The organism is Streptomyces sp. NPDC048483 (assembly GCF_040651455.1).
Lineage (GTDB): Bacteria > Actinomycetota > Actinomycetes > Streptomycetales > Streptomycetaceae > Streptomyces.
Map to the genome: position 1 here is coordinate 1 of NZ_JBEZJZ010000051.1, position 19143 is coordinate 19143.

General features: G+C 69.9%; 20 protein-coding genes and 1 pseudogene. 10 read left to right on the plus strand and 11 right to left on the minus strand.

Going from position 1 to position 19143, the window contains the following annotated elements; all coding sequences use genetic code 11:
• Nucleotides 1-44 precede the first annotated feature (44 nt).
• The 4 genes from AB0D04_RS24025 to AB0D04_RS24040 form a co-directional block, all read right to left on the minus strand.
• On the minus strand, nucleotides 45-1580 hold the full coding sequence (locus tag AB0D04_RS24025; RefSeq protein ID WP_362706799.1) for an amino acid permease: 1536 nt from the start codon (nucleotides 1578-1580) through the stop codon (nucleotides 45-47).
• Nucleotides 1581-1652: 72 nt separating this feature from the next.
• Complete coding sequence (locus AB0D04_RS24030; RefSeq protein ID WP_362706801.1) at nucleotides 1653-2594, minus strand: hypothetical protein; 942 nt, start codon at nucleotides 2592-2594, stop codon at nucleotides 1653-1655.
• A gap of 465 nt (nucleotides 2595-3059) precedes the next feature.
• Nucleotides 3060-3359 carry a hypothetical protein gene (locus tag AB0D04_RS24035; protein ID WP_362706804.1) on the minus strand — a complete coding sequence of 100 codons (300 nt, stop codon included), beginning with the start codon at nucleotides 3357-3359 and terminating at the stop codon, nucleotides 3060-3062.
• Nucleotides 3356-3517, minus strand: a complete 162-nt coding sequence (locus tag AB0D04_RS24040) for a hypothetical protein (protein WP_362706806.1) — start codon at nucleotides 3515-3517, stop codon at nucleotides 3356-3358. Before AB0D04_RS24040 ends, AB0D04_RS24035 begins: the two co-directional genes overlap by 4 nt.
• 135 nt (nucleotides 3518-3652) lie before the next feature.
• Here AB0D04_RS24040 and AB0D04_RS24045 point away from each other — a divergent pair, with 135 nt between their 5' ends.
• The 3 genes from AB0D04_RS24045 to AB0D04_RS24055 all read left to right on the plus strand — a co-directional run bounded on the left by AB0D04_RS24045 (nucleotide 3653) and on the right by AB0D04_RS24055 (nucleotide 6787).
• Complete coding sequence (locus tag AB0D04_RS24045; RefSeq protein WP_362706808.1) at nucleotides 3653-4294, plus strand: TetR family transcriptional regulator; 642 nt, start codon at nucleotides 3653-3655, stop codon at nucleotides 4292-4294.
• 184 nt (nucleotides 4295-4478) lie between these two features.
• Nucleotides 4479-5153 carry a TetR/AcrR family transcriptional regulator gene (locus tag AB0D04_RS24050; RefSeq protein WP_362706811.1) on the plus strand — a complete coding sequence of 225 codons (675 nt, stop codon included), beginning with the start codon at nucleotides 4479-4481 and terminating at the stop codon, nucleotides 5151-5153.
• Between the two features lie 104 nt (nucleotides 5154-5257).
• Complete coding sequence (locus AB0D04_RS24055; protein WP_362706814.1) at nucleotides 5258-6787, plus strand: MFS transporter; 1530 nt, start codon at nucleotides 5258-5260, stop codon at nucleotides 6785-6787.
• A gap of 61 nt (nucleotides 6788-6848) precedes the next feature.
• Here the strand turns inward: AB0D04_RS24055 and AB0D04_RS24060 are convergent, their stop codons facing one another.
• Together AB0D04_RS24060 and AB0D04_RS24065 are read right to left on the minus strand one after the other, a co-directional pair.
• Nucleotides 6849-7346: a MarR family transcriptional regulator gene (locus AB0D04_RS24060; protein ID WP_362706817.1), complete on the minus strand. Its 498-nt coding sequence runs from the start codon at nucleotides 7344-7346 to the stop codon at nucleotides 6849-6851.
• Nucleotides 7347-7492: 146 nt separating this feature from the next.
• Nucleotides 7493-8539 (minus strand): questin oxidase family protein, encoded by a 1047-nt coding sequence (locus AB0D04_RS24065; RefSeq protein WP_362706819.1) that lies wholly within the window; start codon nucleotides 8537-8539, stop codon nucleotides 7493-7495.
• Between the two features lie 286 nt (nucleotides 8540-8825).
• Between AB0D04_RS24065 and AB0D04_RS24070 the strand changes: the two genes are divergently transcribed.
• Together AB0D04_RS24070 and AB0D04_RS24075 are read left to right on the plus strand one after the other, a co-directional pair.
• A complete protein-coding gene (locus tag AB0D04_RS24070) occupies nucleotides 8826-9251 on the plus strand; it encodes a pyridoxamine 5'-phosphate oxidase family protein (RefSeq protein ID WP_362706821.1) in 426 nt (141 codons plus the stop codon).
• Nucleotides 9252-9320: 69 nt separating this feature from the next.
• Entirely contained in the window at nucleotides 9321-9899 is a 579-nt protein-coding gene (locus AB0D04_RS24075; protein WP_362706824.1) for a pyridoxamine 5'-phosphate oxidase family protein, read from the plus strand.
• Between the two features lie 13 nt (nucleotides 9900-9912).
• Here AB0D04_RS24075 and AB0D04_RS24080 read toward each other — a convergent pair whose 3' ends face one another.
• The 3 genes from AB0D04_RS24080 to AB0D04_RS24090 all read right to left on the minus strand — a co-directional run bounded on the left by AB0D04_RS24080 (nucleotide 9913) and on the right by AB0D04_RS24090 (nucleotide 11761).
• Complete coding sequence (locus AB0D04_RS24080; RefSeq protein ID WP_362706827.1) at nucleotides 9913-10398, minus strand: PPOX class F420-dependent oxidoreductase; 486 nt, start codon at nucleotides 10396-10398, stop codon at nucleotides 9913-9915.
• A gap of 68 nt (nucleotides 10399-10466) precedes the next feature.
• Nucleotides 10467-11018, minus strand: coding sequence for a hypothetical protein (locus tag AB0D04_RS24085; RefSeq protein WP_362706829.1), 552 nt, complete (start codon nucleotides 11016-11018; stop codon nucleotides 10467-10469).
• Between the two features lie 149 nt (nucleotides 11019-11167).
• Complete coding sequence (locus AB0D04_RS24090) at nucleotides 11168-11761, minus strand: N-acetyltransferase family protein (protein ID WP_362706832.1); 594 nt, start codon at nucleotides 11759-11761, stop codon at nucleotides 11168-11170.
• Nucleotides 11762-11971: 210 nt separating this feature from the next.
• Here AB0D04_RS24090 and AB0D04_RS24095 point away from each other — a divergent pair, with 210 nt between their 5' ends.
• From AB0D04_RS24095 to AB0D04_RS24110, 4 genes and pseudogenes are all read left to right on the plus strand, one after another.
• Nucleotides 11972-12973, plus strand: coding sequence for a sigma-70 family RNA polymerase sigma factor (locus AB0D04_RS24095; protein ID WP_362706834.1), 1002 nt, complete (start codon nucleotides 11972-11974; stop codon nucleotides 12971-12973).
• A gap of 263 nt (nucleotides 12974-13236) precedes the next feature.
• Entirely contained in the window at nucleotides 13237-14010 is a 774-nt protein-coding gene (locus tag AB0D04_RS24100) for a DeoR/GlpR family DNA-binding transcription regulator (protein ID WP_362706836.1), read from the plus strand.
• A 19-nt stretch (nucleotides 14011-14029) separates the two neighbouring features.
• Complete coding sequence (pfkB, locus tag AB0D04_RS24105; protein WP_362706838.1) at nucleotides 14030-14977, plus strand: 1-phosphofructokinase; 948 nt, start codon at nucleotides 14030-14032, stop codon at nucleotides 14975-14977.
• Nucleotides 14978-15071: 94 nt separating this feature from the next.
• Nucleotides 15072-16087 (plus strand): annotated as a pseudogene (locus AB0D04_RS24110) (fructose PTS transporter subunit IIB); the annotation flags it as partial.
• 500 nt (nucleotides 16088-16587) lie between these two features.
• Here the strand turns inward: AB0D04_RS24110 and AB0D04_RS24115 are convergent.
• Complete coding sequence (locus tag AB0D04_RS24115) at nucleotides 16588-16998, minus strand: phage tail protein (RefSeq protein ID WP_362706839.1); 411 nt, start codon at nucleotides 16996-16998, stop codon at nucleotides 16588-16590.
• A gap of 187 nt (nucleotides 16999-17185) precedes the next feature.
• Between AB0D04_RS24115 and AB0D04_RS24120 the strand changes: the two genes are divergently transcribed.
• On the plus strand, nucleotides 17186-17719 hold the full coding sequence (locus AB0D04_RS24120) for an NUDIX hydrolase (RefSeq protein ID WP_362706841.1): 534 nt from the start codon (nucleotides 17186-17188) through the stop codon (nucleotides 17717-17719).
• A gap of 3 nt (nucleotides 17720-17722) precedes the next feature.
• Here AB0D04_RS24120 and AB0D04_RS24125 read toward each other — a convergent pair whose 3' ends face one another.
• Nucleotides 17723-19048: a hypothetical protein gene (locus AB0D04_RS24125; protein WP_362706843.1), complete on the minus strand. Its 1326-nt coding sequence runs from the start codon at nucleotides 19046-19048 to the stop codon at nucleotides 17723-17725.
• Nucleotides 19049-19143: the final 95 nt, after the last annotated feature.

Below are 19143 nucleotides of genomic sequence, written 5' to 3' on the forward strand. Positions count from 1 at the left end.
GGCCGCGTCGCCGACGACGCGGCCCGCCCCGGAGGGGGAGGGGCCTAGCGCGGCGTACGAACCGCGTGCTCCGGCGCCGGTGTGCGCGCTGCGACGTTCCGCGAGTGCTGCGGATTGAGGAACCACTTGCGGGCGGAGACGAGCCACCATGTGCCGGCGAAGAGCAGCACCGCACCCACGGTGATGGGGGCGTAGTTGAACGTCTCGATGGTCACCGGGCTGGCCTGGGGCAGCATGAACAGCACGGTGATGATCGCGACCCACGCCACCGCGAGGACGCCGACGGGCGTGGACCAACGCCCCAGGTGCCACGGGCCGCGCCGGAAGTTGTCCCCTTGACGCAGGCGCAGGAAGGTGGGGACGACGTACGCGATGTAGAGGCCGATCGTCGCGATGGAGGTGACGGCGGCGTAGGCGGTGGTGTTGAAGAGATAGGGCAGGCCGAGGACGAACGCGCCTCCGGCGGCGAGCCACACGGCGTTGGTCGGCGTACGGGTACCCGGGTGGAGCTTGTGCCATACGGCGGAGAACGGGAGTGCGCCGTCGCGGGAGAAGGCGTAGATCATGCGGGAGTTCGCGGTCACCGAGGCCATGCCGCAGAACAGCTGGGCGCCGATGATGATGAGCAGCATCAGCTTGCCGGTGGTCGCACCGAGCGCGTCCAGGAAGATCTGCGCCGGTGGCACACCGGTCCCGGACTGCAGGGCGCCGGTGTAGGACTGGATGGCGAAGGTCAGGCCGAAGAGGAGCACGAATCCGGCCGCCCAGGACACGACGATCGACCGGACGATGCCCTTCGGCCCCTCCACCGAGGCGTTCTTCGTCTCCTCGGTCATATGGGCGGATGCGTCGTAGCCGGTGAAGGTGTACTGCGCCATCAGCAGACCGATGAGGGCAACGTAGACGGCGGAGCCCCAGCCGGTGTTGTTGACGAACTCGGTGAAGACATATCCGGGTGACTGGTGCTTCTCGGGGACCACCAGAAGCACACCGACGATCACGACGACGCCGATCAGGTGCCACCACACCGAGACGGTGTTGAAGAAGCCGACGATGCGCACGCGGAAGGTGTTCACCACGGCGTGCAGCAGGAGGATGATCCCGAAGAGCGTGATCGTGTGGCCAGGGGTGGCGGCGTACTCGAACTGAAGATTCAGATAGGCGTTCAGGAACGATGCGGCGCCGAAGTCGATGCCGGCCGTGACGGCCACCTGGCCGAGCGTATTGAACCAGCCGGTGAACCAGGCCCAGGCCGCGGCCGACTTCTCGGGGGCGAGCTTGTGCGCCCAGAAGTAGAGGCCGGCGGAGGTCGGGTAGGAGGAGCAGACCTCGGCCATGGCCAGGCCGACGAACAGCGTCATCAGGCCGACGAGGACCCAGCCCCACATGATCACGGCGGGCCCGCCGGTGTTCATGCCGAACCCGTACATGGTCAGGCAGCCGGAAAGGATGCTGATGATCGTGAAGGAGACGGCGAAGTTCTGCCGTCCCGACATCGAGCGGTCCAACGTCTGGGTAATGCCGAGTTCGGCGAGGCGTTCCTCTTCCGATTGCGTCACGCTCGGTATGTCCAACGGCATAACTTGGCCCTCTTCCGTAGATGGGACGGTGAATTGCCGGACAACATCGCCCTGATCGGTCACGGCACGGCGTTATGGTGCGGACGCCTTGACCGCCCAGGTTCGATGACGGGTGAACAGCTGCTGGGCGTCTCCGCAGTAGCTCCACGGCACGTCCGTGGCGTACGGGCCGATGGCGTCGAACACCTCGGCCGCAGTCCTGTGCTGGTTGGCGAAGGAGAGCGCGTGGGCGAGGTAGTTGGCGTCCTCGTGAAAGGCGGCATGGGGCTTGGCGGGGGCCCGGTACGTCCACCAGTTGTCCCACGCCTGCCGCGTCGCGGGGTTGTCCGTCCACGGATGCACCGTCAGTCCGTACCGGTGCCCTTCCTTCTTCATCCGCTGGCGGTGCGTCTCGGCGAGCGCGACGAGCGGCAGGGTGTGCAACGGCATCCCGCGGGGGACATGGGCGCACCGCTCCTGCGCCCAGTGGAACATCTCGCCCGCGACGCCGTGCCAGTCGGGGAACATGTAGGTGATCAGCTCATGATGCGCTTCCCTGTTCCACGGATCGCGCTCCTCCACCTCCTGCCACACCGTGTGCACCGTCGTCCGCCATTCCCGGTCGCGGTCGGGGGAGTGGTAGCGCAGCAGGGCGAGCATGATGACGTACGGCGTCGGATCGGCCGGCAGGGCATCACCGGCGGCATGGCACAGGTCCCACGCCTGCTCCATCTCCGGGCCGCTGCCCTGCCCCCGTGGGCCCGCCATCGAGCGCAGGGCCTGGACCGTGGCGAGGAGAGCCAGGGCATGGGGGGAACGGGGCTCGGCCTGTGCCCAGGTGTCGGCGAAGGTGAGCCGCGCGCCGGCGCGGGCGAGTACCTGGAGGCGGAAGCACCGGCGGTCCCAGTCCGTGCCGGTCGCGGCCAGCAGCTCGCGGGCGCCCTCCCACCTGCCCATCGCGGTGTCCTCCACCACCGCGCGCAGCAGGGCGTCATCACGTGCAGGGTTCCGGTCGAACACCGGTTTGCGTCTCACGGCTATCCCGTCACGGTCTTCGCGCGGATGCCGTTGCGGCAACGAAGCGGAGCCGTGGCGGGCGACGGGTGCGGCATGTACGCGATGGCCCGGGGCGGGCCCGCCTGCCGCGGTGTCTCTGGCGGAGGAGAGAGCCCGACTCGACCTGGAAGGGCAATCACCGGAATCTCCTGTACGTCTGGACGCAGGATGGGTACGACGCGCCCCGTCAACTTCCGTCACCAAGTGATGACTTGCGAAGCAGACTATTCACAGATGCGCGAGTGCGCACATTCCTTTGGTGATAAAGATCTCGCGAATATGGGATTCCGAAAGCGGAGTTGAGGTTACCGGCGCCGTCGTTGTGCGAGATCGGCGCGGTGTGTGAAGGGGGTGCGGCGCCCGGGCCCTGACCAGGTCAGTGACCTTGTCGGGCGCCGCTGCCGACTGCCGCTCGGCGCCCCCGCGTGGCGGGGGCGGGGGCCGTCAGCCTCCGATGTGCCAGCTGACCGTGCCGTCGGTGGTGGCGAGGGTGGCGAGGAGGATCAGGTCGACGACGCCGAGGGCGAGGCCGAGGAGGGCGCGGCCGCGGCGGGTGGTGCCGCGGGAGAGCGCCAGGCCGCCGAGGATCAGGGCGCAGGGGCCGAGGACCAGGTTGAGGACCAGGGTGCCGACGAGGCCGAGGACGAAGGAGGCCACGGCCATGCCGTCGGCGTGCCGGCGGGCGGTCGCGGGGGCCTTGGTGGCGGGCGCGGCCTGCGGCGTGGTGTCGGTGAGAGTGGTCATCGGGCGGTCCCCTCGTGGTGGCGGCGTTCGCGGATCGTGAAGACGAGCAGCCAGCCGGCGATGACGGCGGCAGCGACCAGGGTGACGGGGAGGGGGAGGTGTGCCGCGGTGCCCAGCATGATCCCCATCAGGAGAAGGGCTGCGACGAGGAAGAGCATGATCCTGCCTTTCCGGCTCGGGGCCGACAGGGGTGCCGCCGGCCTGTACTCAGAGGACAGTTGTTCACTGAGTTCCTCCAGTCTAGGGCCGCCTCCGAGTGGAGGAGTTCAGAGAACGGTTGTTTACTGGATGACATGAGTCACACCGTTGGGGTCAGGCAGGCCCAGAAGCAGAAGACCCGCCAGGCGTTGCTCGACGCCGCGCTCGGTCTGCTGGCGGAGCAGAGCCTGAGCAGCCTGGGACTGCGGGAGGTCACGCGGGTGGTGGGGATCGCCCCGACCGCGTTCTACCGGCACTTCAAGGATCTGGGGGAGCTGGGCGTCGCCCTGGTGGAGGAGGCGCTGGGGAGCCTGCACGCCATGGTGCGCGCGATCCTCGCCGAGCAGGCCGCGGCCGAGGAACGGATCGACCGCACGATCGCGGTCGTCGAGCAGCATGTGCGCGAACACCCCGCGCACGTGCGGTTCGTGGCGCGCGAACGGCACGGCGGCGTACGGGCCGTACGGCAGGCCATCGCGGGCGAACTGGACCGGTTCGCCGAGGAGGTCGCCGAGGCGCTCAAGACCCAGCCGGCGTCCGAGGGGTGGCGGGACGAGGACGTACGGATGCTGGCCGAGCTGTATGTGGACCGGCTGGTGACCACGGCCGCCGAGCTGATCGATGCCGAGGACGAGGGGGAAGGGGAGGGCGAGCGGGTGGTGCTCAGGGCGCGGCGGCAACTGCGGCTCATCGCCGTCGCGCAGCGCCACTGGGTGGCGGAGGGCGGGGCGGAGTAGATCGGGGCCGCCGGTGTCCTCGGCCGCACGGCGATCCTCATGCGTGGCCCAGGTCACATACCGGGTGGGAAATATCCGGGGAGGGGCTCCCCGTTTAAGCAGGCGTGCGGAGGAAACGGGGGGACATTCCCCGGTTCGCCGCCCCGAGAACAGCCTCGCGACATGAGGAGAGGAGTGAGCCGCTGTGACCGCCACGAAGACCGCGCAGCCGCGCCTGCGGGCCGATGCGCTGCGCAATCGGGAGCGGATCATCGCGGCCGCCCGCGAAACCATGGTCGAGTTCGGGGCCGAGGTCCCGCTCGATGAAATCGCTCGACGTGCGGGCGTCGGCAATGCGACGCTTTATCGTCACTTTGCGGATCGACGGGAGTTGATCCACCACGTCACGCTCTCCGTCATGGCCCGTACCGCGGACCGCGCCGAGAGCGCTCTTGCCGAGGAGTCCGATGCCTTCCAGGCGCTGCGGCGCTTTGTCCATGCCGCGGTGGGGGAGCGGATCGGGGCGCTGTGCACACTGCTCTCGGAGAGCATCGACCTGATCCACCCCGATCTGCTCGCCGCGCGCGAACGCCTGGAGGCGGCGGTCGAGGCCGTCATGGGGGCCGCGCGCGACAGCGGCCGGCTGCGTACCGACATCGCCGTCGGTGACCTGATGGTCGCGATCACCCAGCTCACCCGTCCGTTGCCGGGATGGGGGTCCCCCCGGACGGAGTTCGGGGGAAGCTGTCCCCACTTCGACACTTTCGTGCACCGGCATCTGCAGCTGTTCCTGGACGGCCTGCAAGCCCCCGCACGGTCTGAACTTCCCGGCTCCGCCGCCACCCTGGCGGACCTGAGGCGGCGTCAGCCACAGCAGTAGCCGAAGCCGTACTGCAGCCGTACGGCCCGGTCCTTCACGTCCCGTTCTGCAGCTCACTCTTACGTCCCGTTATTCGCTCACCGCACCACTAGGTGGACCTCTCCATGCCTGAAAAAGCCCCGACCGTCGATCCCCGGCGCTGGAAAGCGCTGATATTCATCGCTCTTGCCCAGCTGATGGTCGTCCTCGACGCGACGATCGTGAACATCGCGCTGCCCTCCGCCCAGGCGGACCTCGGCATCACCGACGCCAACCGGCAGTGGGTCATCACCGCCTACGCCCTGGCCTTCGGCGGGCTGCTGCTCTTTGGCGGACGCGTCGCCGACCTGTGGGGCCGTAAGCGGACCTTCGTCATCGGACTCGTCGGCTTCGCGGCCGCCTCGGCGCTCGGCGGGGCCGCCGGCGGCCAGGAGATGCTGCTGGGCGCGCGTGCGCTGCAGGGTCTGTTCGGCGCGCTGCTGGCGCCGGCCGCGCTGTCGCTGCTGGCGGTGACGTTCACCGAGGCCAGGGAGCGGGCCAAGGCCTTCGGCATCTTCGGTGCGATCGCCGGTGGCGGTGGCGCCGTGGGGCTGATCCTCGGCGGTGTGCTGACCGAGTACATGAACTGGCGCTGGACCTTCTTCGTCAACATCCCGTTCGCCGTGGTCGCCGCGACCGGCGCCGTCCTGGTCATCCGTGAGCCCGCGGAGGGCCGTAACCCTTCCCGGCTGGACGTCCCCGGCGTCATCCTGGCGACGCTCGGCCTGGTCTCGCTGGTGTACGGGTTCACCCGCGCCGAGTCGGACGGCTGGCTGGCCGGCCCCACGCTGGGCCTGTTCGTCGCGGCCGCCGTGCTGCTGCTGGCGTTTGTGCTGGTCGAGTCCAAGGTGAAGGCCCCGCTGCTGCCCCTACGGGTGGTCGCTGAGCGGAACCGCGCCGGGGTCTACGCCTCGCTCGGCCTGGCCGTCATCGGCATGTTCGGTCTCTTCCTCTTCCTCACCTACTACCTGCAGATCGTCAAGGGGTACAGCCCGGTCACGACCGGCCTGGCCTTCCTCCCGATGATCGTCGGCATGATCACCGGCTCGACGCAGATCGGCGCCCGGCTGATGACCCGCGTCCGGCCGCGGCTCCTGATGGCGCCCGGCTTCGTGGTCGCCGCGACCGGCATGCTGGTGCTGACCCAGATCGACCTGGACACGTCCTACCCGGCGCTGATCCTGCCCGCGTTCCTGCTGCTGGGGCTCGGAATGGGTACGGCGTTCATGCCGGCCATGTCGCTGGCCACGCACGGCGTCCAGCCGCGCGACGCCGGTGTCGCCTCCGCGATGGTCAACACCTCGCAGCAGGTGGGCGGCGCGATCGGTACGGCGCTGCTGAACACCATCGCGGCCAGCGCCACCACCGCGTACGCGACCTCGCACGCGGCCGGCGCGGCCGCGCCGAAGCTGCTCAAGCTGGAGTCGATGGTGCACGGCTACACCACCGCCATCTGGTGGGCGGTCGGCATCCTGGTGCTGGCGGCGGCGATCGCCTTTGTCTTCGTCACCACCGGGCATCAGGGTGGCGGTTCGCCGGCGGCCTCGTCCGATGACGGTGCCGCGGTGGGCGGGGGCACGGACGCGGACATTCAGGTTCCGGTCATGGCTCACTGAGGGAGGGAGGGGCGGCCGGGTACCGCCGCCCCTCCCTCGAAGGCGTCGACTCCCCGGTCCGTCAGCGGAGCCAGGGGAGATCGGCGCCTTTTGGCTGAAGTCCATCGGCCATCGCCCGGCAGATATCGGCCAGCTGGCCGATCTGCTCGGGGGAGAGCCGGTCGAAGATCGCGGCACGCACGGCGGCGACGTGGCCGGGCGCGGCCTTCTCCAGTACCCGCATGCCCTGGTCCGTGAGATAGGCGTTCTGGCCCCGCTTGTCGGACGCGCAGTTCTCGCGGTGCACCCAGCCGTTCCTCTCCAGGCGGGCAACGGCGTGCGAGAGGCGGGAGCGGGTGATCTTGGCGTTCTGGGCCAGCTCGGTCATCCGCATCCGGCGCCGCGGCGCACGGGAGAGCTGGACGAGCAGGCCGTAATAGACATGCGGCATCCCGGCGTCACGCTGCAGCTGGCGGTCCAGGTGATCCTCCATGAGCGTGGTGGCGTGGAGGTAGCACTGCCAGGCGTATTGCTCCTCGTCGCTGAGCCAGCGCGGCTCGGCTGCGGGTTCGGTGCTCATACCATCCACTCTCTCACCGCCGGGCAAGTTCTTGAAGGTTTAACAATGCAGAGGGGGTCGGAAAGTGGAGGTTTCGGTCCCCGGATGAGAGAACGCATACGCCCCCGTGCGGTCCAGGACCTCACGGGGGCGTTTTTCGTCCTCGCTCAGGTTTCCGAGGGGATCAGCTCCAGGGCGCGGAGGGCCGCGGACAGTGCGCGGTCGTCGCCGGACGGGCTCCAGGAGGCCGCGTCCAGCGCCGTATCGGTCAGCTTGACGGCGTGCTCGTCGCCGTGGGCGGCGGCGCGGGCGAAGACCTCGTCCGGGGTGAGCGCCCCGGCCCGTAGTGGCGGCAGCGCCTCGGCGGCCGAGTAGACGGAGGTCAGGGCGGCGGTGGCGGCCCAGGCGGCGCCGAGGGACGGGGCCCAGAGGTCGCGGGGCAGGGCCGGGAGGGTACGCAGGACGGCGTTCGGCGCGGTGGCGGCGTGGACGAGGAGGACCGGGCTGCCGTGGCCGTAATCGAGATAGCGGTGGGTCGCGGCCTGGACGACGGCGGCCAGCTGGTCGCGGACGGCGTCGGGGTGCTGCGGGGCGTGCAGTGCGTCGGCGGCCGCCGTCCAGCCGTCCGTGCCGGGCAGCTGGGCCAGCCCGTCGAGCGGGAGAACCTGCTGGTCGGCGATGTGCGGGAGGGCGGCCAGGGCATGGGCCGGGGAGGCGGTCCCGGCGGGCCGGACGGTCACCGGCAAGGTGGTGTGACGGGCCGCCCAGTAGCCGATCGCATGCGCCAACTCGGCGATGCGCGGCGGCTGTTCACCCTCCTCCAGGAGGACGCGCACGGCGTGGCCGACGCGGATCGCGGGGTGCGTCGCGGCGCCCGCTATGCCGGGCAGCAGCCGCGGCCACCACTCGGCCAGGACCTCGCGCCAGGGGCGCTCGGTGACCTGGCGCGTCAGATACGTGGTCCAGTCGGTGACCCGGCGCGGATCGCCCAGCGCCTGCCGCCAGTTGGTGTCGTCGAGGGGGGACTGCGGGCTCGGTACGTCCTCCAGCCTGGTGGCGTACGTGTCCAGCCACCGGTGAACGGTGCGGGCATGGCCGTGCCGGACCAGGACCTCCACGGCCATCGGCCCGTGATTGCTCAAGAAGCCGCGGAATTCGGGGCCGGTGGTGTGCAGGCGCTCCAGGGCTTCGTCGAGTGTGCCGCTCGTATCCATGGCCCGAGGCTAGGTCGGCACACGCCGCGGCGTAACGGGCTGCGGCCCTACGCCGCTGGTCGTAAGGCCGCAGGTGGAAGGCGTGGGGAGAGGTGTGGGGAGGGGTGTGGGGAGAGGTGCGGGGAGGGGACTGTCAGTGGTGGGTGGGACCGTGAAGTAGCGGGTGGGGACGGGGGGTTGAGCGGGGGAGAGGGCGGCGGGGCCGGGGGCCGGGCGTCGGTCCGAGTGGCGGTGCGGCAGGGGTGTGTGAGCGTGGAAGGGAGGGACCGATCACGAGGAGTCTGTGATGTCGCTGTCTGTCGAAGAGCGTGAGCAGTTTCTCGCCGAGCCGCTGGTGGCCGTGCTGTCCGTCGCGGCGGGGAGCGAACGCGGGCCGGTGACTGCGCCCGTCTGGTACGCCTACCGCCCCGGTGGTGACGTCCTCCTCTTCACGGGCCGTACGTCACGCAAGGCCCGGCTGATAGAGCAGACCGGCCGGTTCACGCTGACCGTGCAGACCACCTCGCCGACGTACCGCTACACGGCCGTCGAGGGCCGCGCCGCCTTCGTCACGGTGACGCCCGAGCTGGTCAACGAGGTGGCGGCCCGCTATCTGCCGGCCGAGAAGGTGGCGGAGTACGCGGCGGGGGTGCTGGAGCACGGCGAGGAGCTGATCGGCGTACGGCTGCGGCCGGAGCGGTGGAATGCGGCGGATCTGGGGCCGTCGGACTGAGGGGACGCGGACGGACACCCGCAAGGAATCCGGACAGGAGGTGTCGGGTATCGCGGGGAAGGTGGCCGCATGACGAGTGAGGACATGGGGCAGGGCGGCCGCGGCGGTCACGGTGGTGGTGCGGTGACGGGTACGGATGCGGGACCGGCCAGGGCGGTTGCCTGGGCGGTGGTCGAGGAGGCGGAGCCGGAGTTCGCCGGGCGGGTACGGGAGCGGTTCGGGCTGTTCCGGCATCACGTCCTGGCCACCCTCCGCAAGGACGGAGCGCCGCGGCTGACCGGCCTGGAGGCGGACTTCCGCCACGGCGAGCTGTGGCTGGGCATGATGGTGGGCTCGCGCAAGGCGCTCGACCTGCGGCGCGACCCCCGCTTCTCGCTGCACGCCAACCCGGGGTCGGGCACGGACCTGGACGGCGGCGATGTCCGGGTGTCCGGGCGGGCCGTCGAGGTGACCGACCCCGAGGTGGTCGCGCGCTATGCGGCGGCGGTGAAGCCTCCGGAGCCGTTCCATCTGTTCCGGGCCGGGCTGACGGAGGTGGTGCGGACCTCCACCGAGGCCCCCTGGATGGTGGTGGAGGCCTGGCGGCCGGACCGGCCCCTGCGCACGATCCGGCGGACGTCGGAGGACGCGCTGCCGCACGTGGAGTGAGGAGCGCCGCCGCTCAGCCGGCGTTGACGTTACGGGCGCCGGCGCGGCCGTCGTCCGGTTCCAGGTGCCAGCTGATGATGCGGCGCGGGTGGATGCGGATCACGTCGTTGCTGAAGAACTCGGGTGACATCGGCGGCGCTTCGAGGGTGAGCAGTTCGGCGCGGCCGCGGATCTCCACGCCGCGGCCCCAGCCGGGGGCGACCGGGTCGTCGGCGGGCGCCATGTCGTCGATGAGCAGCGAAACGTCGGGCCGGGCCTGGGCGTTGCGGTACTTCTGGCTGCGGCTCAGCTCGGGTCCGCCGATGTCGATGGTGTCGTCGTCGTTGAGCACAAAGGCAACCGGGCGCACCTGCGGCCCGCCGCCCGGCCCGGTGGTCGCCAGCCGGGCCAGCGGCTGACCGGCAAGGTACTCGCGTTCCCTCGGGGTGAAGACGGATGCGGAGGAGGCGGATGCGGCGGGCACGGATGCGGCGGTGGATGACGCTGATGTGGAGGGCATGGCCGTCACGCTAGGACCTCAAGTGTGATTGAGGTCAAGGCGTGGAGGAAGGCGGCGCGGGCGGTCCGTCAGTGCGCCGTGTGGACCCGCTCGGGCAGGTGGGTGCGGTGGGCCGTACGGGGCCGGTGCGGACCGTGCGGTTCGCGGACGCGGTGGCCCCGGAAGAGGTACAGCGAGACGACGAACATGACGGCACCCATGCCGAGGCCGAAGCCGCACGACTTCAGGAGGGTTTCGCCGCCGAGGCTGTAGTTCCAGCCCACCGAGGCCCCGAAGAGCGCGCCGTACGCCAGCGCCCGGACCTCGGTGATCATGGTCGACTGGAAGTGGACCAGCCACAGCCCCAGCGCCCCGGTGACCACGGCCGCGCACAGCCCGAACAGCATGGCCGGCCCGCCCTTGGTGCCGGCGGCGTGCACGCGGAAGATCGTGAAGCAGCCGAAGGCGAGCGCGGCGATGACCGGCAGCGCGACGGTTGCCGGGACCCGGCGCCTGGTGCCCGGGAGCGGGAGGCCCGTGTCGGGGGTGACGCCGGTCGCGCCGTGCTCCGGCTCGACGGTGCCGTGGGAGCGGGCCGCCCTTGCGTGGCCTGCCGCGCGCCGCCGGGGGTGCGTTTCCATGACGGGCTCCTCTCGCTTGCCCCACCGTCCGGGAGGCAGTCGAAACAGCTCTCCGTCCAGGCGACACCCGCGTAGGGGATGCGTCAACTGGATCACGGCGTCAACGGGATCGGAGGGGACGGGAGGCGAGGGGAGCCGGACCGGGCCGCTCAGCTCAGGTCCTGGCCCTGGCCCTGGCCCTGGCCCTGGCCCTGCTCCAGATCCTTCTGGTACCACGCGACGTCCCAGTAGCGGCCGAACTTGCGGCCCACCTCGGTGTACGTACCGACGTGCCGGAAGCCGCAGCGGGTGTGCAGGCGGTTCGAGGCCTCGTTCGGCTGGGTGATGCCCGCGAAGGCGCGGTGCACGTCCTCCGTGGCGAGCGCCTCGAACAGGGCCGTGTAGAGCAGCGTGCCGATGCCGCGGCCGGCGGCGTGCGGGGCGCAGTAGACGGTGACCTCGACGGACGGGGCGTAGGCGGCCTTCGGACGGAACGCGCTGCTGGTCGCGTAACCGAGCAGCGGACCGGCGGGCGGTGGAACGGCACCGTCCGGGGATGCTCCCGTCTCCTGCGCAACCAGAAGCCGGTGTGGGCCGTCTTTGGGGTGGGAGAGCAACCACGGGCGACGCTGTTCGGGAGTGAAGGGCTCCGTGTCGAACGTGATGGACGTCTCGCGAATGTAGTGGTTGTAGAGCTCCGTGAGGGCCTCGAGGTCGGCCTCATCGCCCGCTCTGACCTGCACGTCCCTGCTCTCCGGCAGCATCCGACCCCCCTCGTGAGTGGGCAGGGTACTGCATGATCACAAAAATAGGGTCGCGGCATGGGAATTCTGTCCGGATTCCAGCCGTTGTTTCCTTCGGACGGGTCGCTCGGTGAACCATCGGGTCTCCCGCCCCACCGTCCCGCGACCTTCCCCAAGCTCTCGGCTTCGCTCGAGCAGGGGATACCCCAACATCGCAAAGGGAGCACACGCATGGCAACCCGTGCCGTCGCCCGTCGTCAGGAAAGCAGCAGCGGTTCTGACGGGGCCAACAGTGTTCGCGCCGTAGGCGGGGAGATCGCCGACCGCGACCTGGTCGGCATGTACCTCGACGAGATCGCGCGCACACCTCTGCTCGACGCCGCCAAGGAGGTCGAGCTGTCCCAGACCATCGAGGCGGGCGTGTACGCCCAGCAGATCCTGGGCGGCGAGGTCACCGACGGCAACGCCGCAGGTGCCGGCCGCGAGGAGCTCGAGGCACTGGCCGCCGAGAGTGCCAAGGCCAAGGACGTCTTCATCCGTTCCAACCTGCGGCTGGTCGTCGCCGTGGCGCGCCGCTACCCGCGCGCCGGCCTGCCGCTGCTCGACCTGATCCAGGAGGGCAATGCCGGTCTGGTGCGTGCCGTGGAGAAGTTCGACTACGCCAAGGGGTTCAAGTTCTCCACGTATGCGACGTGGTGGATCCGTCAGGCGATCACCCGTTCCATAGCCGACCAGTCGCGCACGATCCGGCTGCCCGTCCACCTCGTCGAAGAGCTCGGCCGTATCCGCCGCGTGCAGCGCGAGTTCAACCGCGAGAACGGCCGCGACCCGGAGCCCGAGGAGGTCGCCGGCGAGCTGGGCTCCACGCCCGCGCGCGTCATCGACGTACTGGACTGGGCGCGTGACCCGGTCAGCCTCAACATGTCGGTGGACGACGACGGCGACACCCAGTTCGGCGATCTGCTGGAGGACACCTCCGCGGCCTCGCCCGAGCAGTCGGTGCTCACGCTGCTGCGCAGCGAGGAGCTGGAGGACCTCATCGACCGCCTGGACCAGCGCACCGCCTCCATCATCAAGGCGCGCTATGGCATCGAGGACGGCCGCGAGCGCACGCTGACCGAGGTCGGCAAGCAGCACGGCCTGACCCGCGAGCGGATCCGGCAGATCGAGAAGCATGCGCTGCTGGAGCTGAAGCGGATGGCGCGGGACACGGGGTTCGACGCGGCGGCGTAGTCCGTAGCCGGTAGCCCGTACTCCCTGCCCCGCAGGTCCCGCGGGCCCCGCGGAAGCCGCTGCCCTCGTGCCCGTAGGACGAGCCCCGGTGCCATGGATGGTGGATGGCGTCGGGGCTCCTTGATGTCCCGGCTCCTTCATGTCCCGGCGCCGCGATGTCTGTTTGAGTCTGCTTGTCGCCCGAACATGTTTACTTCGCCGATATCCAGGCGTAGCTTCCCGGTGAAACCACAGGTTCGGGCAGAGAGTGGACGCACACACAGATGTACGCACCGGAGCGCCAGCAGGAGATTCTGCGGCTCGCCCGTGAGGGCGGGCGGGTGGATGTGCTCTCCCTCGCGGAGGAGTTCCAGGTCACCGCCGAGACCGTACGGCGCGATCTGAAGGCGCTGGACCGGGCCGGTCTGGTGCGCCGGGTGCACGGCGGCGCCATCCCGGCCGGCCGGCTGGACTTCGAGCCCGACGTCGCAGAACGGGACGCCGTGGCCGCCGACGAGAAGCAGCGCATCGCGCGGGCCGCGCTCGCCGAGCTCCCCGGAGGCGGATCCGGCCCCGGCAGCGTCATCCTGGACGCCGGCACGACCGCCGCCCGGCTCGCCGCCGAGATCCCGCTGGAGGCCGAGCTCACCGTCGTCACCCATGGCCTGCCCATCGCCGCGCGGCTGGCCGACCACCCCGGGCTCACCCTCCACCTCGTGGGCGGCCGGATCCGGCACCGTACCCGCGCCGCGGTCGACGACTGGGCGCTGCGCGCGTACCGCGAGATCAACGCCGATGTGCTCTTCCTCGCCACCAACGGCTTCTCCCTCGACGGCGGCCTGACCACCCCCGACCTCGCGGAGGCCGCCGTCAAGCGGGCCCTGATCCGCGCGGCCCGCCGGGTCGTCCTCCTCGCCGACTCCAGCAAGTTCGGGCAGCGGCACTTCGCCCGCTTCGGCGAGCTGTCGGACGTGGACCTGCTCCTCACCGACACCGGGCTGAGCCCCGACGACGCCCTCGCCATCGAGCGCGCGGGCACGGAAGTGGTCCGCGCATGATTCCCGAGGAAGTACGCGGATGATCCTCACCGTCACCCCCAACCCCAGCCTGGACCGCACCTACGAGGTCCCGGCGCTGGACCGGGGCGCCGTACTCCGGGCCACCGCCGACCGGATCGACCCCGGCGGCAAGGGCGTCAATGTCTCGCGGGCGGTCGCCGCCGCCGGGCAGCACACCGTGGCCGTACTGCCGCTGGGCGGTCCCGCGGGCGCGGCACTGGCGGGACTGCTGGGGGCCGAGGGGATCGAGGTGGCGGGCGTGCCGGTGGCTGGGCAGACCCGGTCCAACATCTCGGTCGTCGAGCCCGACGGCACCCTCACCAAGATCAACGCTCCCGGACCCGAGCTCACCGCCGACGAGTCAAAGGCGCTGCTGCGGCGGGTCGGTGAGCGGTCGGCGGGAGCCGACTGGATCGCCTGCTGCGGCAGCCTGCCGCGCGGCCTCGCGCCCGAGTGGTACGCGGAACTGGTCGCCCGCGCCCACCGCGCAGGCGCCGGGATCGCCCTGGACACCTCCGGCCCCTCGCTGACCGCGGCGCTGCGCGAACGCCCCGACGTCGTCAAGCCGAACGCCGAGGAGCTGGCGCAGGCCGTCGGCCGCCCGCTCGCCACCGTCGGCGACGCGGTCAAGGCCGCCGAGGAACTGCGCGCACGGGGCGCCCGCGCCGTACTCGCCTCTCTGGGGGCGGACGGCCAGCTCCTGGTCGACGAGGACGGCAGCCACTTCGGCAGCGCCCCGGTCGCCCTCGTCCGCAGCAATGTCGGTGCGGGCGATGCCTCGCTGGCCGGCTTCCTCGCGGCGGGCGGTACGGGCGCGACGGCGCTGGCCGCCGCGGTGGCGCACGGCGCGGCCGCCGTTCAGCTGCCGGGCAGCCTGATGCCGGCGCCGAAGGATCTGGATCCGTCGGCGGTGACGGTCACGGACGCGGTGCCGCTGGACCGCGTTCTCACGGAGCCGGTGCGATGAGCCGCCGGCGGTCAGGTGTCCTCAGGTCCCCCCGGAAGGGCCCGGTGCCGGACGGCCTCGATTGTGTCCACCCCGCGAGCAAGGGAGCCGCGCGATGAGTGAGCTGATCACCGCGGAACTGGTCGACCTCGCCCTGTCCGCAGCAACGAAGGACGCGGCCGCACGCTCGCCGGCCGAGCGGATGGTCGCGTCCGGTCGCGTCACCGACCTGGACGGCTTCCTCGCGGATGTGGCCGCCCGCGAGTCCAGCCGGCCGGCCTGGACGGCGGGATCGGCATCCCGCACTGCCGCAGCGTGCACGTCACCGAGCCGACGCCGGCCTTCGGACGGAGCGCCTCCGGGATCGACTTCGGTGCGCCGGGCTTCGCTTCCGAAGACTCGAAAACGAGCGAAGGCGGAGCGCAGCGGAGCGGCCCGGCCGATCTGATCTTCCTGATCGCGGCCCCGGCGGGCGGCGACGCGGACCATCTGTCGATCCTCTCGACCTCGCCCGCCATCTGATGGACGAGGACTTCACCGGCGTGCTGCGGTCCGCCACCGCACCGGAGCGTGCGGCGGCGCTGATCCGCGGCGAGGAACCGGCCGCGGACGAGTCCGCCGCGGAAGCCGCCGGGCCGGCCGCGGAAGCCACCGCGCCCGCCCCGGAAGCCCCCGGGCCGGCCGACGAAGCCCCGGCGGCCGCCGCCCCCTTCCGTATCGTCGCCATCACCTCCTGCCCCACCGGCATCGGCCACACCTACATGGCCGCCAAATCGCTGGAGAAGGCCGGAGCGGCCGCCGGCGTCGAGGTGTTCGTCGAGACGCAGGGGTCGGCGGGCTTCAAGCGGCTCGACCCGCGGCTCGTCGCGGACGCGGACAGCGTGATCTTCGCGCATGACGTCGAGGTACGCGACAAGGACCGCTTCGCCGGGAAGCCCACCGTCGACGTCGGGGTGAAGGCGGGCATCAACCGCCCCGCCGAACTCATCGCCGAGGTACGGCAGAAGGCCGAGCGGGGCGAGGTGAGCGCCCCGGCGCGGGCCGCAGCCCCCATGGACAAAGGACGCCGACGCGGCCGACGGCTTCGCCACCCGCCTGCGTAAGTGGCTGATGACCGGCGTCATGTACTTGAGTCAAGACACTTGGAGAAAGTGCAGGTCAGAGCCACCATGGACGAAATACTGGAGCGCTGGGCGGCTGAACATGCGGCCAAGGCGTCCGCCATCCCCGTCGAAGATCTCCGAGATCTGGCGGACAGCTTGGGCATCGAACTGCCCGAGTGATTGTCCCGACCGCAGACGCCCCCGGTTCCTTTTCGGAGCCGGGGGCGTGCGTTATGAGCGGCTCATTCATTTAGGCGGTGAGCCCGGCACCTTCGCACGCTGCCCCTGTAGGCCGGTTGGGTGCGGGTGCGGGTGCGGGTGCGGGTCCGGGTGCGGCGGCTCGGCGGAGGCGGTAACGACGGGAGTGCTTTTCAGCAGCAATGCTGGCGGGACCCCTTTGGCGGCCAGGCCGGGACCGAAGTACGCGCGCGCACTACGAGGCGGTTCTGGGCAAGGTCCGTGTGCTGTTCGCGTGGGCTGCGAACGCGGAATCACGGGCGCGGCCCGATCTCTGGGCCGGCGCCGTCACTACGACCGTTCGACGGTGCACTCCTCATAGGTGATCGTCACTTGCTCTGTTGCCGGACTGCTGCTGCTCGCATCCAGGTCAGCACCTTGGCGCTGGCTCGCCCACGCGTTGGTCAAGTGGTAGCGCAGGACAGGATTCTTTTTGACGTCATATTGGACGATGGTGACATTCTGCCGGGCCGTGCTGATGTCCTTCTTCTCCAGACTGGTGTTGATCCAGTCGGTAAACGCCTTACTTTTGTCCATGCCACGAGTGATGGTGATCTCGCCGGCCTGGGGCCGAGGGGCAGGCTGAGTCTCGATTGCGTCGAGCTGCATGGAGGGAACGGACACGCTCTGCACTGTTTCGACCTGGAATTTTCCCAGTTCGACGCTGAACAAGTTCGCGGGATAGACGTCGCCGGTGGCCATGACATGACTCCGCTCTGAAGTGGTTTGGTTACGCACGGTCATTGACCGGGCGGCGTAAGGCTTACCCCAGGCCAAAGAGCAACACACCCCCTCCCCGTCGGTTGACCTGAAAGAGGTCCTCGACGCACAACGGGAGCCCCTGAGTGCGTCTGAGATGCTGGGGCCACCGGCGAGAGGGGCGGCGAGCATGCAGTGGAAGACGTACGGCGAGCGGCAGATCTACACCAACCCATGGGTGAACCTGTGTCTTATCGATGTTGAGCAGCCCGACGGCCGGCGCTGGGAACACCACGTCGTACGGCTGCGGCACCTCGCCGTGGCGGCCGTGGTGAATGATCAGCGCGAAGTTCTCATGATGTGGCGGCATCGCTTCATCACCGACTCGTGGGCCTGGGAACTGCCCATGGGGCTGATAGAGGAGGGCGAGTCACCCGAGACTGCTGCTGCACGCGAGGTCGAGGAAGAGACCGGGTGGCGGCCTGGTCCCATGAAGCCGTTGATCTACGCTGAGCCGGCAAACGGCATCACGGATTCGCAGCACTACGTGTTCCGAGCGGACGGTGCCGCCCACATCGGCGAACCGACCGAGAAGAACGAGTCCGACCGCATCGAGTGGATACCGCTGGATCGTGTGCGGGCCATGATCGACCGCCGGGAGATCGTCAGCAGTGGTTCCCTTGTCGGCCTGCTGTACGTGCTGATGGACGAATCGATTCGCTGACTGTCACCGCAGCGTGGCCCGTAGTCGTGCCTCGAACGCGATGGCTGCGGGCTCCTTGCGGAACGGGGCCAAGCGCTGGTGGAACTCGCGCAGATGCCCTGTGATGCGCTCGGAATCCACTGCCGTGGCTGTCTCCAGCGCCACCGTGGCGGTGTGACATGCCTTTTCGACCTTGCCGAGCTGGAGCTGGGTGGTGGCGAGCCAGAAGGAGTGAAAGGCGCGGCCTCGGTGGTTGCTTGCGGGCTCACGCCGCAAGGCATCGGCGATCAGCGGTTCGGCGGCGTCGGCCTCACCGAGTCGGGCGCGGGCGATTCCGGTATCCACGATGAGCTTCGGCTCATCGAAGTAGGCCACCCAGGCAGGGTCAGAGTCAGCGTCTGAGATCTGCTCGAACTGCCGGTGCGCCTCGGCCAGTGCCGCATGTGTCGCGCTCCGGTTGCTCATCGACGCATGCGCGAACGCTTCGCGCATCGACAGCATGGCCATCACTCGTGGTGTGCCACCGCGTCTACGAGCGCTGTCCTGTGCTGCCGTCGAAAGCGCCACTGCATCCGCCGGCCGGTCCTCGTAGGTGCCTTGCAAGCTCATGCAGGCCAGCACGTTCGCCATGAACTGGTGGTCGTCGATGGCCTTGGCGAGTTGCAGGGCTTCGGCGAAGTAGATGCGGGCCTGGCTGTACTGGCGCGCATCGAAGTACGTCCAGCCCGTGAGCCTGGCCAGCTCGGCGGCGACGCTGTAGAGGCTGCGCCGGAACTCGCCTTCGCTCGCTTCCTTGATCATTCCTACGACGTAGCGCAGCTGACCGACGACTGCCGGGCGCAGCGCCTCGCCTCCATGCTGGTCGTCGCGGCGCCAGTAGTCCTCGATGGATGAGTGAAGCGCGCGGAGCGTGGATGGACTGAGCCGTGGTCCTGTGGCAACGGCCAGAATGCTGTCCAGGTCCACTCCGGGCAGCGCGTTGACCGGATCGGCGCGCGCGCTAACTACAGGCAGGACGGGGCTCGTTGGCGTGGCGGGGCCCGTGCTCAGCACTGCGGGAGTCTCCCACTCTCGCTGGGCGAGTCCGAGCATGTGGCCAGGGATGCGAAGCCCGTCAGCCACGCGCTCGATGACGCTCATCTCTTTGATGACCCGCTTGCCGGCCAACACCTCGCCAACCCGACTGGGCGTCATGTCGCAGCGGCGTGCGATCAGCGACGGATAGAAACCGCCCCGCGTCTTTGCCAACTCGAAGACCTTCGAGAATTCACGCTCTCGGCAGGCATCGATCATCCCGGTAGAGCTCAGCAGTCGGGCCGGGAGCCCTTCTGGCTGCTCGTACTTGGGCATGAGCGGCACTCCGTGGGTGCGATGCGGTGCGTGGCCGAGAGGTTACCGGCGATTTTACCCACCGTGGGTAATCACCTGGATGGCGATTTTGGGGC

Bases quoted from the DNA above. Each gene is read 5' to 3' on its own strand.
- AB0D04_RS24025 (WP_362706799.1), bottom strand. From the start codon at position 1,580: ATGCCGTTGGACATACCGAGCGTGACGCAATCGGAAGAGGAACGCCTC.
- AB0D04_RS24035 (WP_362706804.1), bottom strand. From the start codon at position 3,359: ATGACCACTCTCACCGACACCACGCCGCAGGCCGCGCCCGCCACCAAG.
- AB0D04_RS24040 (WP_362706806.1), bottom strand. From the start codon at position 3,517: ATGCTCTTCCTCGTCGCAGCCCTTCTCCTGATGGGGATCATGCTGGGC.
- AB0D04_RS24045 (WP_362706808.1), top strand. From the start codon at position 3,653: ATGAGTCACACCGTTGGGGTCAGGCAGGCCCAGAAGCAGAAGACCCGC.
- AB0D04_RS24055 (WP_362706814.1), top strand. From the start codon at position 5,258: ATGCCTGAAAAAGCCCCGACCGTCGATCCCCGGCGCTGGAAAGCGCTG.
- AB0D04_RS24060 (WP_362706817.1), bottom strand. From the start codon at position 7,346: ATGAGCACCGAACCCGCAGCCGAGCCGCGCTGGCTCAGCGACGAGGAG.
- AB0D04_RS24065 (WP_362706819.1), bottom strand. From the start codon at position 8,539: ATGGATACGAGCGGCACACTCGACGAAGCCCTGGAGCGCCTGCACACC.
- AB0D04_RS24070 (WP_362706821.1), top strand. From the start codon at position 8,826: ATGTCGCTGTCTGTCGAAGAGCGTGAGCAGTTTCTCGCCGAGCCGCTG.
- AB0D04_RS24075 (WP_362706824.1), top strand. From the start codon at position 9,321: ATGACGAGTGAGGACATGGGGCAGGGCGGCCGCGGCGGTCACGGTGGT.
- AB0D04_RS24080 (WP_362706827.1), bottom strand. From the start codon at position 10,398: ATGCCCTCCACATCAGCGTCATCCACCGCCGCATCCGTGCCCGCCGCA.
- AB0D04_RS24085 (WP_362706829.1), bottom strand. From the start codon at position 11,018: ATGGAAACGCACCCCCGGCGGCGCGCGGCAGGCCACGCAAGGGCGGCC.
- AB0D04_RS24090 (WP_362706832.1), bottom strand. From the start codon at position 11,761: ATGCTGCCGGAGAGCAGGGACGTGCAGGTCAGAGCGGGCGATGAGGCC.
- AB0D04_RS24095 (WP_362706834.1), top strand. From the start codon at position 11,972: ATGGCAACCCGTGCCGTCGCCCGTCGTCAGGAAAGCAGCAGCGGTTCT.
- AB0D04_RS24100 (WP_362706836.1), top strand. From the start codon at position 13,237: ATGTACGCACCGGAGCGCCAGCAGGAGATTCTGCGGCTCGCCCGTGAG.
- pfkB (WP_362706838.1), top strand. From the start codon at position 14,030: ATGATCCTCACCGTCACCCCCAACCCCAGCCTGGACCGCACCTACGAG.
- AB0D04_RS24115 (WP_362706839.1), bottom strand. From the start codon at position 16,998: ATGGCCACCGGCGACGTCTATCCCGCGAACTTGTTCAGCGTCGAACTG.
- AB0D04_RS24120 (WP_362706841.1), top strand. From the start codon at position 17,186: ATGCAGTGGAAGACGTACGGCGAGCGGCAGATCTACACCAACCCATGG.
- AB0D04_RS24125 (WP_362706843.1), bottom strand. From the start codon at position 19,048: ATGCCCAAGTACGAGCAGCCAGAAGGGCTCCCGGCCCGACTGCTGAGC.